The organism is Sphingopyxis sp., assembly GCF_050725615.1.
GTDB lineage: Bacteria > Pseudomonadota > Alphaproteobacteria > Sphingomonadales > Sphingomonadaceae > Sphingopyxis.
Genome location: NZ_JBOHHU010000114.1, coordinates 1 through 11,752 on the forward strand (window position 1 = coordinate 1; position 11,752 = coordinate 11,752).

The 11,752-nt window shown below is 66.3% G+C and carries 17 protein-coding genes and 1 pseudogene; 6 read left to right on the plus strand and 12 right to left on the minus strand.

Features of this window, described 5'->3' with window-relative positions; translation table 11 throughout:
* Both ACREB7_RS18990 and ACREB7_RS18995 read right to left on the minus strand, forming a co-directional pair.
* Positions 1-150 (minus strand): annotated as a pseudogene (locus tag ACREB7_RS18990) (translation initiation factor IF-1); the annotation flags it as partial.
* 2 nt (positions 151-152) lie between these two features.
* Entirely contained in the window at positions 153-359 is a 207-nt protein-coding gene (locus ACREB7_RS18995) for a cold-shock protein (protein ID WP_431593833.1), read from the minus strand.
* Between the two features lie 275 nt (positions 360-634).
* Here ACREB7_RS18995 and ACREB7_RS19000 point away from each other — a divergent pair, with 275 nt between their 5' ends.
* From ACREB7_RS19000 to ACREB7_RS19025, 6 genes are all read left to right on the plus strand, one after another.
* Positions 635-961, plus strand: a complete 327-nt coding sequence (locus ACREB7_RS19000; RefSeq protein ID WP_431593834.1) for an ArsR/SmtB family transcription factor — start codon at positions 635-637, stop codon at positions 959-961.
* On the plus strand, positions 958-1,383 hold the full coding sequence (locus ACREB7_RS19005; RefSeq protein WP_431593835.1) for an SRPBCC family protein: 426 nt from the start codon (positions 958-960) through the stop codon (positions 1,381-1,383). Before ACREB7_RS19000 ends, ACREB7_RS19005 begins: the two co-directional genes overlap by 4 nt.
* A gap of 11 nt (positions 1,384-1,394) precedes the next feature.
* Entirely contained in the window at positions 1,395-1,607 is a 213-nt protein-coding gene (locus ACREB7_RS19010) for a hypothetical protein (protein WP_431593836.1), read from the plus strand.
* A gap of 3 nt (positions 1,608-1,610) precedes the next feature.
* On the plus strand, positions 1,611-2,048 hold the full coding sequence (locus tag ACREB7_RS19015; protein ID WP_431593837.1) for a DUF1801 domain-containing protein: 438 nt from the start codon (positions 1,611-1,613) through the stop codon (positions 2,046-2,048).
* The gene (locus ACREB7_RS19020; RefSeq protein ID WP_431593838.1) at positions 2,045-2,422 is read left to right on the plus strand and encodes a DUF1801 domain-containing protein; all 378 of its coding nucleotides are present in this window, start codon (positions 2,045-2,047) and stop codon (positions 2,420-2,422) included. Before ACREB7_RS19015 ends, ACREB7_RS19020 begins: the two co-directional genes overlap by 4 nt.
* Before the next feature lie 293 nt (positions 2,423-2,715).
* Entirely contained in the window at positions 2,716-3,018 is a 303-nt protein-coding gene (locus ACREB7_RS19025) for a hypothetical protein (protein WP_431593839.1), read from the plus strand.
* Here the strand turns inward: ACREB7_RS19025 and ACREB7_RS19030 are convergent.
* From ACREB7_RS19030 to ACREB7_RS19075, 10 genes are all read right to left on the minus strand, one after another.
* On the minus strand, positions 3,015-3,545 hold the full coding sequence (locus ACREB7_RS19030) for a GNAT family N-acetyltransferase (RefSeq protein ID WP_431593840.1): 531 nt from the start codon (positions 3,543-3,545) through the stop codon (positions 3,015-3,017). The genes ACREB7_RS19025 and ACREB7_RS19030 overlap by 4 nt on opposite strands.
* Positions 3,546-3,588: 43 nt before the next feature.
* Positions 3,589-3,822 carry a hypothetical protein gene (locus ACREB7_RS19035; RefSeq protein WP_431593841.1) on the minus strand — a complete coding sequence of 78 codons (234 nt, stop codon included), beginning with the start codon at positions 3,820-3,822 and terminating at the stop codon, positions 3,589-3,591.
* A complete protein-coding gene (locus ACREB7_RS19040) occupies positions 3,819-4,091 on the minus strand; it encodes a hypothetical protein (protein WP_431593842.1) in 273 nt (90 codons plus the stop codon). Before ACREB7_RS19040 ends, ACREB7_RS19035 begins: the two co-directional genes overlap by 4 nt.
* 129 nt (positions 4,092-4,220) lie before the next feature.
* Positions 4,221-5,885 (minus strand): 2-isopropylmalate synthase, encoded by a 1,665-nt coding sequence (gene leuA, locus ACREB7_RS19045; RefSeq protein WP_431593843.1) that lies wholly within the window; start codon positions 5,883-5,885, stop codon positions 4,221-4,223.
* A 246-nt stretch (positions 5,886-6,131) separates the two neighbouring features.
* A complete protein-coding gene (locus ACREB7_RS19050; protein ID WP_431593844.1) occupies positions 6,132-6,485 on the minus strand; it encodes a hypothetical protein in 354 nt (117 codons plus the stop codon).
* A 92-nt stretch (positions 6,486-6,577) separates the two neighbouring features.
* On the minus strand, positions 6,578-7,078 hold the full coding sequence (locus tag ACREB7_RS19055) for a rhodanese-like domain-containing protein (RefSeq protein WP_431593845.1): 501 nt from the start codon (positions 7,076-7,078) through the stop codon (positions 6,578-6,580).
* 167 nt (positions 7,079-7,245) lie between these two features.
* Positions 7,246-7,881, minus strand: coding sequence for a YceI family protein (locus ACREB7_RS19060; RefSeq protein ID WP_431593846.1), 636 nt, complete (start codon positions 7,879-7,881; stop codon positions 7,246-7,248).
* A gap of 87 nt (positions 7,882-7,968) precedes the next feature.
* Positions 7,969-8,379, minus strand: coding sequence for a hypothetical protein (locus ACREB7_RS19065; protein WP_431593847.1), 411 nt, complete (start codon positions 8,377-8,379; stop codon positions 7,969-7,971).
* A gap of 123 nt (positions 8,380-8,502) precedes the next feature.
* Positions 8,503-10,329 carry a hypothetical protein gene (locus ACREB7_RS19070; RefSeq protein WP_431593848.1) on the minus strand — a complete coding sequence of 609 codons (1,827 nt, stop codon included), beginning with the start codon at positions 10,327-10,329 and terminating at the stop codon, positions 8,503-8,505.
* Between the two features lie 70 nt (positions 10,330-10,399).
* Positions 10,400-11,665: an adenosylmethionine--8-amino-7-oxononanoate transaminase gene (locus ACREB7_RS19075; protein WP_431593849.1), complete on the minus strand. Its 1,266-nt coding sequence runs from the start codon at positions 11,663-11,665 to the stop codon at positions 10,400-10,402.
* Positions 11,666-11,752 lie beyond the last annotated feature (87 nt).

Here is an 11,752-nt window from a genome sequence, read left to right on the forward strand (position 1 = left end):
GCCGACGACCGACCGGATGCGAAAGCGTCGCATCCGGCCGGCGGTATAGGCGATGATGCGATGACCATTTTCGAGCACGACGCCGAAACGGGCGTCGGGCAGGATTTCGTCGATCACACCATCGAAGGTCAGAATTTCTTCTTTGGCCAAAATCAGGCCGACTGAAGGTTCACAGCCGAGGTCTTACCGCGGTTGTCGGTTTCCAGTTCGTAATTGACGCGCTGGTCCTTGTTCAGCGTCGACATGCCCGAACGCTCGACGGCGGTGATGTGGACGAACGCGTCGCCCGAGCCGTCTTCATTCGAGATGAAGCCATAACCCTTGTCGGTGTTGAAGAATTTTACGGTGCCGGTCGGCATGGGTGTTTCCTTTCACGAAAACATCATTGACCCGCCGGCAAATGCACCGGCGAGGCTGGTAGCGAGTGAAGGGAAGTATCCACCCCGAGGGGGCATATTTTCCGTCGCAGGCGACGTTAGCGGGAGCCATATGGCAGCGAAGGTGCGAAAAGTCAAGGTTTTGGCCGTGCGTGCGCGGCGCATGGGGCGGGCAGGGCGCGGTGGCGGCGAAATCGGACTTGACGAACCCATAACTACATGGTTATTGAAAAATCATAGCCAGAGAGTTATATATGATGACACCCAATTCCCAGGACCTGCTTTTCAAGACGCTTTCCGACCCGACGCGGCGGGCGTTGTTCGAGCGGCTGTGCCGCGATGGCGAGCAGACGGTCGTGGCGCTGACCGCGCAGGCGGGTGTGTCGCAGCCGGCGGTATCGAAGCATCTGGGAGTGCTGAAAGCGGCGGGGCTGGTGATCGATCGGCCCGAGGGGCGGCTGACCCATTATAGCGCGCAGCGCAGCGCGCTGGCGCCGCTGGTCGACTGGACGAGCCGGATGGCGGGGTTTTGGGAAAGCCGGTTCGACGAGCTGGAAAATTTGCTGGCGAGGATGGATCAATGACCGCGCGCGACGTCCGGACGGTGGTGGTCGAGCGCGAGATCGCGCATCCGCCATCGAAATTGTGGCGCGCGCTGACCCAGCCGCATCTGATCGCCGAATGGTTGATGGCCAACGACTTCGTTCCCGATGTCGGCCACCGGTTCCAGCTCTGCGGCGATTGGGGCGGGGTGCTCGATTGCGAGGTGCTCGAGGTCGAGCCGGGCGAGACGCTGTCCTACAGCTGGAACCACCGGCACGCCGATGCGGTCTATGACCTGGAAAGCGTGGTGACCTTCACGCTGACGCCGATCGCCAGCGGGACGTTGCTGCGCATGGAGCAGGCGGGGTTCCGGCCCGACCAGAAACAGGCGCTGGGCGGCGCGAAACATGGTTGGCAGCAATTTTTCGGCAAGCTCGAGCAATTGCTCGACGGCCTGGATTGAAGGAGGGCGTCATGAATTTTGCGCAAGCAATGCGGCAGGGACATCGCTGGCTGTCGATCGTCTTCACTCTGGCGGTGGTCGCCAATTTCGCGGCGATGGCGATCGTCGGGCAGCCGCCGATGTGGATCGTCTATGCGCCGTTGCCGCCGCTGTTCCTGATGCTGGCGAGCGGGCTCTATCTTTTCGCCTTGCCCTATGCGGCGCGGCGGCGGGCGCGGGGCTGAGCGATGGCGGGCGCGAAGCCGGTCGTGCTGCTGTCGGGCGGCAATCCGCAGATCGCCAAGGGCGATGGCAACGGTCCGGTGCAGGACTATATCGCGGCGATGCCCGGGTGGAAACGCGATGCCGGCAAACGGCTCGACGCGCTGATCGAGGCGAATGTGCCGGGCGTCGAGAAGGCGGTGCGCTGGAACTCGCCCTTTTACGGGGTGCCGGGGCAGGGGTGGTTCCTCTGTTTTCACTGCTTCAACCGCTACATCAAGATCACCTGGTTCCGGGGTCGGCAACTCGATCCGGTGCCGCCGGTGGAGTCGAAGGACCCCGATGCCCGCTACCTGCATATTTTCGAGGATGAGCCGGTCGATGAGGCGCAACTGGCGGGCTGGCTGAAACAAGCGGCGGCGATCCCGGGCTGGATTTCGCATGCGAAGGACAAGGCAAAATGAGCGAGAAGAACCCCTCCGAACTGATCGACGGCCGGATCGCCGAACTCGGCGATTGGCGCGGCGCGACGCTGGCGACGGCGCGGGCGCTGATCAAGGCGGCGATCCCCGATGTGGTCGAGGAATGGAAATGGCGCGGGGTGCCGACCTGGTACGCCGGCGGCAAGATCGTCTGCACCGGCGAAACCTATAAGGACAAGGTCAAGCTGACCTTTGCCAAGGGCGCGGCGCTGGACGATCCCAAGCGGCTGTTCAACGCCAGCCTCGACGGCAATGTCCGGCGGGCGATCGATATCGGCCCGGGCGAGGCGATCGACGAGGCGGGGCTGAAGGCGCTGTTTGTCGCGGCGGCGGCGCTCAACGCCGGGGCCAAATAGGCCCAGCCGCAGCGACGATGTCGCCGCTATGTCACGGAGATTACACCGTAACATTCTTGCGCTCCGGCCGCCGTTGGTCGACCGGAACGGACCGCCCGTCGAACAAAGCATAGAATGCTTCCTTTTGCGGTTCATGCCCGACGCCGACTCGTACCCACCCGTTCGCCGCTTGCGGACGGTCGGGCTTCCCGTCCCGCCGACGTTCAGGAGTATATTTTCGCCCCCGGCTGCTTTCACGGTGGACCAGATCGTGCCGGTCGCCCCTTCGTTTCCCCCCATCGAAGGTGTTCAACTTGACCTTTCCCCCCGATGCGGCCGCTGGCGGCTGCGCCTGCCTGCCGCGCCCGCCCGATATGGACCCCGGCTTCGATATTCCCGCAGCGCCCCCGGCGCTGGCCTTTGTTCTGCGATACCAGGACCGCTGGTTCGGCATGGAGAAGCGCGTCGCGTTCGAAGCGCCCGACGTCGCCGCCGCGCTGGCGATGATGGAGCATGAGCCGATCGGCGGCTGGGCCGAACTGTCGCTGGACGGCGCGATCGTCTGCCGGCGCGGCGGCGAGCCGGGCGGCGCGGCGGACTATTGGGTCGCCGACTAAAGCGGCTTTCCCATCCTGATCAGCGGCACGCCGACGCCATCGGGACCAGGCGCTTCGACATGCTCGATCGCGCTATAGCCGCAGGCGCGATAGAGCGGTTCGCCCGACAGCGTCGCCATCAACTCGGCGCGGGCAAATCCGGCGGCGCGGGCGGCGTCTTCGCAGAGCTGCATGACCCGCCGCCCGACGCCCCGCCTGGCGAAATCGGGATGGGTGTACATCGCCCGGATCCGCGCGGCGTCGACGGCGGGGTCGAGCGGCGCGGGGTCGCGAAGGGCGGTGCTGTGGTCGCCGCCATAGAGCGTCGCGCGCCGCGACCAGCCGCCGCAGCCGGCGATCCGGCCTGCGCTCTCGACGATGAAATAGCTTTCGTCGGCGATCAGCTGGGTGTCGAGGCCCATCACCGCGTTGCTCGCGGCGATCTGTTCGGGGGTGAGAAAGTCCTTTTGCAGTTCGGCGATAGCGAGCGCCATCGCGGCGCGCAGCGCAACGAGGTCGGCGGGGGTGGCGAGGCGGTGGGTGAACATGGCCCGCCATGCCGCGCCCGCCGAGCCCGCGTCAATGGCGCGGTCAGGTGCCGCCGGGTGGGCCCGGGGCGCGGTAGAAGCGGTGGCGCGCGACCTCGCCGTCGATGAGATGCTTCTTGAGCTTGCGCCGCATCTGGTCGGCGCCGTCGGGCGAGACGCAGACGAGGCGGGTGCCGCCGTTCGGCAGCGGCTCGATCGCGCTGATCGCGACGCCTGCGGTTCGGCACATGTCGGTGACGCCGGCTTCGTCGAGGGTGACGTTCATCGCGCGGCTCATGCCACGTCCGCCGGTGCGGCCCAGGCGCGAATGACCCCGGCGACGCGGGCATAGCCTTCGGCGCTGGCGGTAGCGATAGCGAGCGGCCGCCCGCCCAGCGCGTCATGGTCGGCGTTGAGGAAGGCGATGGCGGGGTCGCGCCCGCCCATCTGGAGATAGGCGAGCTGGCTGATGTCGCCCTGGCGCCGGGCTTCTGCCGTCGGCAACGGCGTTCCTCGCTTGCGGAAAGGACTGTGGGTGCGGCGCGTGACGGCGGGCGGCTGGTCCATGGGACGGCTCCTGTCGGTAAGCGGGAGCGCAACGCCTGTCTCTCAGTCGCGGCGGCCTACGGAAAACGCGTGCCGCGATGAACAATATATGGGGGTGCGGGGGTGGATTGTAAGGGCCACCCCCGAAGATCAGGCCCCATTCGCCGCAGACAAGATCGCCCGCACGCTCGCCGTCGCGACGTCGGTGTCGAGCCCGCAGCCGAACAGGCTCTTCCCGTCGGCGGTGCGGCACTCGACATAGGCCGCGGCTTGCACATTGCTGCCCTGGCCGATCGCATGTTCGCTATAGTCGACGATGTCCATGATCGGGCCGCCGCTTTCGCTGAGCGCGGCGATGACGCTGCTCATCAGGCCGTTGCCGCGGCCGCTGACGGTGCGCGGGGTGCCTTCGATTGTCAGCTTGCCGGCGAAGATGCGGTCGGTTCCGGCATGGCTTTCGGACCAGTCGACGAGCTGGAAGCGCTTGTTTTCGGTGGTGAGGTACGTGGTTTCGAAGGCGCCCCAAATGTCCTCGGCGCCGAGTTCGCGGCTCGTCTCGTCGGCGAGCGCCTGGACGATGTGGCTGAAGCTTGCCTGCATCTTCTTGGGCAGTTTCAGCCCCTTGTCCTGTTCGAGCACCCAGGCGACGCCGCCCTTGCCCGACTGGCTGTTGACGCGGATCACCGCTTCATAGCTGCGGCCGAGATCGGCGGGGTCGATGGGCAGATAGGGGACCTGCCAGCGTTCGTCATTCTGCCGCTCGCGCGCGGCGAAGCCCTTTTTGATCGCGTCCTGATGGCTGCCCGAAAAGGCGGTGTAGACGAGTTCGCCGCCATAGGGGTGGCGCGGGTGGACGGGGAGCTGGTTGCAATATTCGACCGTCGCGATGACCTCGTCGATGTTCGAGAAGTCGAGCTCGGGGTCGATGCCCTGCGTGTACATGTTGAGCGCGATGGTGACGAGGCACGAGTTGCCGGTGCGCTCGCCATTGCCGAACAGGCAGCCCTCGACGCGGTCGGCGCCGGCGAGCAGGCCGAGTTCGGCCGCCGCGACGCCGGTGCCGCGGTCGTTGTGGGTGTGCAGGCTGATCAGCGCGCGGTCGCGGTTCGGCAGGTTCTTGGCGAAATATTCGATCTGGTCGGCGTAGATATTGGGGGTCGCCGCCTCGACCGTCGCGGGCAGGTTGAGGATGATCGGGTTGTCGGCGGTGGGTTGCAGGATGTCCATCACCGCGGCGCAGCATTCGATGCTGAAATCGAGCTCGGCGGTCGAGAAGGTTTCGGGGCTATACTCGAAGCGCCAATCGGTCTGCGGCAGGCGCGCGGCATTGTCGCGGAGTTGCTTGGCGCCCTCGATCGCGATTTGCTTGATCTCGGGCATTTCCATGTTGAAGACGATCTGGCGCCAGGCGGGGCTGACCGCGTTGTAGACATGGACGATCGCGGTCTTCGCGCCGGCGAGGCTGTCGAAGCTGGTGCGGATGAGGTCGGCGCGGCTTTGCGTCAGCACCTGCGGGGTGACGTCATCGGGGATGCGGCCGTTCCGGACCAGCCCCGAAATGAAGTCGAACTCGGTGGCGCCGGCGCTGGGGAAGCCGACCTCGATCTCCTTGAGGCCGACGCGGACGAGCAGGTCGAAGAAGCGTGCTTTTTTCTCGGCATCCATCGGGTCGATGAGCGCCTGATTGCCGTCGCGCATGTCGGTGGAGAGCCAGATCGGCGCCTTGGTGGTGACGCGGCCGGGCCATTCGCGGGTTTCCAAGGGAACCTGCGGGAAAGCGCTATATTTGACCGAAGGGTCGCGGAGCATGGTCATGGGTCTGGGTTCTTCTGCGAGAAGGGAGTTTGTGTCGAATTACCCTTGGGCGGTCGCGCGCCACCCTGGGCGCAGCGTCATCGTCACGCCCAAGGGCGTGTAAGTCGCAGAAGAAGGAGGGCGTTGCCGCGCATGGCGCCCCAATGATGCAAAATGTCGCGCTTGGCAAGGGGCAGAGGCGGAAAATGTCGCCGGACCGCGATATGGCGTTCGCGGTCCGGCGCGGCGGGTGCGCGAGGATGGGCGTCAGGCGGCCTCGCTGTCCGCGTCATCCGCTTCGAGTTCAAAGACTTCATCTTCGATCAGATTGTCGATGGCGTGGACCCGGACGCCGACGACCCAATCGTCGAGCGGGCCTTCCCATGCGGCCTCGACCGGGGTGAGCGCGTCGGCTGCGGCGCCGGCCGGGCGGTCGCCGACGAGGTCGAAGTCCTGATACCCGTCCTCGGGCGGCGTGATATAGACGTGCGGATCGAGCCGGACGGCGGTCCAGCCGGTCGTCGACGCCAGGCCTTCGACTTCGACGGTGAGCAGCATATTGTCCTCGTCGCCTTCGATGAAGGCGTTCACTTCGACGATTTCGCGTAGCAGTTCGCTCATCACATACGCTCCTTGCGGGAATGGGCGGGGCGGGGATGGCCCCACGCCGATTCCTACGCGGTGCGTGTGACAGATTGGCGGGCGGCGGTGCGTTATCCCCTGACCCAGCCGACCGCCGGATCGTCGAAATCGACCACCTCGCCCAGTTCCCAGACATTGGGATAACCATAGCCGACGAGGTTGATGAAGGTCTGGATATTGAGCGCCAGCGGGCGCGCCTTCATGCGGACGGGGGCGGCGTCGTTGCGAAAATTATTGTTGCAATAGATGAGGATGGGGCGGTTCGGGTTGGCGCCGATCACCGCCGCGAGGCTCTCGGCGGTAAAATCGGTGAAGGGCAGGTTGACCGCGCCCGCGATATGCCCGGCGGCGAAAGCGTCGCTTGAGCGCGCGTCGAGGAGCAGGACCTCGGGCTTCGCGGCCTCAGCCTTGAAGCGGGCGAACGGCAGGAGCCGCTCGGCGCGCTGCGGCCCGACGTCGGCGGTGAGCGCCTGGAAGCCGGGGTAATCGATCTGGGGGTTGGGCGCTGCGGGCGCCTGGGCGAGCACGGGCGCGGCGATGAGCGCGGCGGCGGCGAGTAGAATGGGGCGCATGATGATCCTCCCTCTTGGTGGCGGGAGGTTAGGCGGCAGGCGATGGATGGGGGATGAACCGCCCGATCCTCGTCACTCCCGCGAAGGCGGGAGTCCAGCTAAACGACGGTCAAAGCTGGACCCCCGCCTTCGCGGGGGTGACGAAAAAGGGAGGCACCGATCCGTGCTTACTGCTTCTCGAACGCGGCGTGGATTTCGAGGTCGACCGTATCGCTGACCGCCGGGATGCCATAGGCGATGCCGAAGTCGCTGCGCTTGATCGTGGCCTCGGCGTTGAAGCCGATCGTCGCCTTTTTGTTGTAGGGGTTGGTGCCGGCGCCGTGGAAATCGACGTCGAGGGTCACGGGCTTGGTGACGCCGTTCAGCGTGAGGTTGCCGGTGACCTTGGCCTCGTCGCCGTCATCGTCGAGGATGACGCTGGTCGAGACGAATTTGGCGTCGGCGGGGGCGGCGCCGAAGAAGTCGGGCTTGCCGCCATCCTTGCCGTCGCGCAGCAGGTGACCGGTGAGGCCGGCGCTGGCCGTCGTGACCTTGGCGACGGGGATCGTCACATCGACCTTCGACGCTGCGGGATTGGCGGGATCGAGCACCAAAGTGCCGGTGACGTCGCCGAAGAGGCCCGAATATTTGCTGAAGCCGAAATGATCGACTTCCCACACGACCATCGTGTGGCCGGGATCGGCGGCATAGGTGCCGGCCGCGACGCGCGCCTTGTCGGGCGCACCCGGCGGGCCGCTGTTCTGGGCGATGACGGGGACCGCGATGACGGCGGCGATGGCGACGAGGGGGAGGGCGAAGCGCATGGAAAACTCCTGTTGGGGGAGAGGCAAGCTAAGCGAGGTCGCGGGGCGGCGTCAATCGGCCGGACCGAAACGCTGTGTTTCCCGACGCTATCGCGTCGAGCGGCGCTCGGCGAACCATTGGCGCAGCATGGCGCTGGTGCAGCCGGTGAAGCCGTAGCTGCCGACGACCGAACAGCTGTTCGGGCGGCTGACGCGGGCGATGTCGTCATACCCTTCGACCGCCGAGGCCCAGCTGCCGCCGCCGACACTCGCGTCCTCGCGCAGTTCTTCGCGGAGTTCCTTGGGCACGCGGTAGCGGTCGGCCTCGGGCTCCTGCGCGCAGACGACGATCTCGTCGCCCTGGGCTTCGGGGCACGCATCGGCGCCATAGGCGATGAGGAAGGAGAATTTTTCGGGGGGCGTCGAGGATTGGGTGAGGCTGTCGTCCTGCGCGAGCGCGGGCGTGGCGCAGGCGAGCGCGGCGAGCAGCGGGAGCAGGAGGCGGGTCGGTCTTGTCATGTCGGTATCATTCCCTCGAACCGTCACCATCCCCAACTGTGACCCTTATCGGTCGAAGATGAACCTAAGCCGAATTTTCGGAGCAGCGCATTGCGGCGCCGGGTTGGATGGGGAGGCCGGCGATCAAGAGACTGGCGGTTCGAGGGCGGCGGTCCAGCGCCGTCGCCGTCCGACGCCGGTCAGGCGCCGGGCGAGGAAGGGCCAGGCGAGAAAGGGCAGCGCGGTGAGCGCCGAGCCCGCGAGCTGTCGCCAGAGCAGCGACCAGGCCCAGCCATATTCGGCGACGAGGTCGAAGGAGCGGAACTCGCGAAAGCGCGCTTCGATCGCCGCCATATGCCAGGGAAAAACGACCAGGTTCCAGATTATGAGCGTCAATCCGCTCATCGCCAGCGCCCCGCCGACCAGCAGCGGCCAGCGCCGACGCGGCACGGCGGCGAGCAAAGGCAGGACCATCGGGACGGCCTGAAACAATGTCGATTTGGCGATCGAAAAGGGCCGGATCCAGTCCGGCGCGTCGCCGACCTGCCAGTCGATGAGATTCTGCGGCGCCGAAGCGACCCCGACCACCGCCAGGACGACCAGCAACAGGACATGGCGCCAGTCGACGAAGCGGCCGGTGAGATAGGCCGCGACGATGTAAATCATAAAATAATTGGCGAAATATCCGAACACCGACAAACGGTTGTTGATGCGGAGCATGTCGGCCCGGGCCATGTCGGGCTCCATCCACACGGCGGTCGCGATCGACAGCGCGAAGACGCCGAGCAACGACAGGCTGACCGGAAGCGCGGCGCGGCGCGGCAGATCCTCGGTCACCAATTTATAGAGCGCGATGCCGAGCAAGGGGATGGCGAGCGCGATTTGCAGGAACTGCACGCCGACCGCTTTCGCGACCTCCTGTTCATTCACCGGATATTTGTCGAGCACGCCGATCTGGATCGCGCCCATCCCGACGAGCGCGAGCGTCGACCAGAAGGTGAAGCCGAGCAGCCGGTCGGCCATTCGTGTCTCGCCTGCGACCAGAAAATGGCGGATCGCCGATGGCTGCTGCACCGTGCACAGCCCATTGCCGCGATATTCGACCGCCTCCTCGCCCTCGGGAAAGGTCACCAGCCGCGCGCCGCCACGGAATTCAGGGAAATGCGGCAGGACGTCGGCGATCTGCGCCCGCGTCCAGTTCCACATCGCGCCGATCGACTTGACCGCCGGGTCGGGGGCGAAATGGAAGCCGCGATTGCGGCGGTCGGCGGGGCGCACGAACACGGTCTTGGCGAGCAGGTCCGGCGACACCGCGATGCGGCGGACTTCTTCCATGGTGGCGGGCTGGCCGATCGGGACCATGATCACGCGCCGGGCATGGCGGATCAAGAGGTCGAACAGCGCCCGCCAATTGTCGTCGTCGGTTTCGATGCGTCCCGCACCCAGCCGGTCGTTGGGGCGTCCGAGCGACAGCAGCGGGGCATGATCCTCGAGCGCGCGGGCGGCGGCGGCCTCGATATCGCGCTTGAGCCCGAAATCGGCGATCTCGTTGACGTCGAAGCTGAGCGTGCGGGCGAAACCCTCGTCGGCGGTGAGATGGCCGTCGGTGAAGAAGGGCCGCAGATAGAGGCTGTAAGGCGGCGGCGTCCCGCCCGCCTGCAGGCAGGCCGCGACCTTGCCGGCAAAGCGGTCGCGGTCCTTTTGCAGGATCGCGAAGGTCTTGCGGCGCAGCGTCATGGTGACGCGGAAGAAAAAGACCGTCGCCGCCAGCATCGCGGCGAGGATGGCGATCGCGGTCCACCACTTCGGGATTTCGCCGGGGTCGAGGAGCAAGGCGATCAGCAGGATGAGCAGGCCGGGCGCGGTCAGGCAGAGCAGCACCGACGTCACCACCCCGGTGATAAAGGCCTCGGTCCGCGCGATATGCGGCTGCCTGATCGGCGGCGCGATCGCGCTGTCGTTGCTGTCCATGATCGTTCCCCCCGGACTATCGGGTACCGATATCCCATGATCGGCGGGGGGCGTCAAATCGGCTGGACGATCAGCCGGTTACGGCCTCGTCCAGCGAGGCGGCAATCGCGTGCCACACCTGCGCGAGATCGTCGGGCGTGATGCCATAGGGCGGCATGACATAGACGGTGTTGCCGAGCGGGCGGAGCAACACGCCGTGCTCGCGGTAGAAGGCGATCAGGCGTGGCGCGAGCGCCGAGAGATAGCCGCCATCGGGCTGGGCGATGTCGAAGGCGGCGATGGTGCCGAGGCGGCGGGGGCTCTCGACGCGCGGGTCGGGAGCGAGCATCGACAGGTGCGCGGCCTGCGCGTCGGCGAGAGCGTCGATGCGCTGCTGCACCGGCTCGTCGCGCCAGATGGCGAGATTTTCGCTCGCGGCGGCGCAGGCGATCGGGTTCGCGGTGTAGCTCGACGAATGATAGAAGGTCTTCGCGCGGTCGGTCGACCAGTGCGCCGCGAAGATGGGTTCGATGCACAGCGTCACCGCGAGCGGCATGGCGCCGCCGGTGAGGCCTTTCGACAGGCAGACAATGTCGGGGATGACGCCGGCCTGGTCGCAGGCGAAGCGCGTGCCGGTGCGGCCCCAGCCGGTCATCACCTCGTCGGCGATGAACAGCACGCCGTAGCGCGCGCAGATCGCGCGCATCTCGGCGAGCACCCAGGCGGGGTAGATGAGCATGCCGCCCGCGCCGAGGATGAGGGGTTCGACGATGAAGGCGGCCGGTTTCTGGGTGCAGGCGGCTTCGAGCGCATCGAGCGCCGCCTGTTCGAGCCCCTCGTGCGGGAAAGGAATGGTGTCGACGTCGAAGAGCAGGGGCTGCCAGGCGCGGTTATAGACGCCGCGTTCGCCGACCGACATCGTGCCGATCGTGTCGCCGTGATAGCTATGTTCGAGGACGAGGATGCGGCTGCGGGGCTCGCCGATATTATACCAGTAACCGAGCGCCATTTTCAGCGCGACCTCGACGCTGGTCGAGCCCGAATCCGAGAAAAAGACGCGGGTGAGCGGGGCGGGGGTGATGCGGATGAGTTCGGCGGCGAGCGTCTCGGCGGGTTCGTGGGTCCAGCCGGCGAAGATGAGCTGGTCGAGCTTTTCGGACTGGGCGCGGATCGCCGCCATGATGCGCGGGTGGGCGTGGCCGTGGGTGGTGACCCACCAGCTGGAGATGGCGTCGATCCAGTAGTTGCCGTCGGCGTCGTAGAGGCGCGCGCCGTCACCGCGCGCGATCAGCGGGATGGTGTCGCCGAGGCCGTGCTGGGTGAAGGGGTGCCAGATGGGGGATGGGGGTGTGGTCATCTCGCGCGCGCTCTACACTTCTTCGTCATTCTCGCGAAGGCGGGAATCCCGCTTTCTTATTTTGCCTTATCTTCGCGCCTTTGCGCC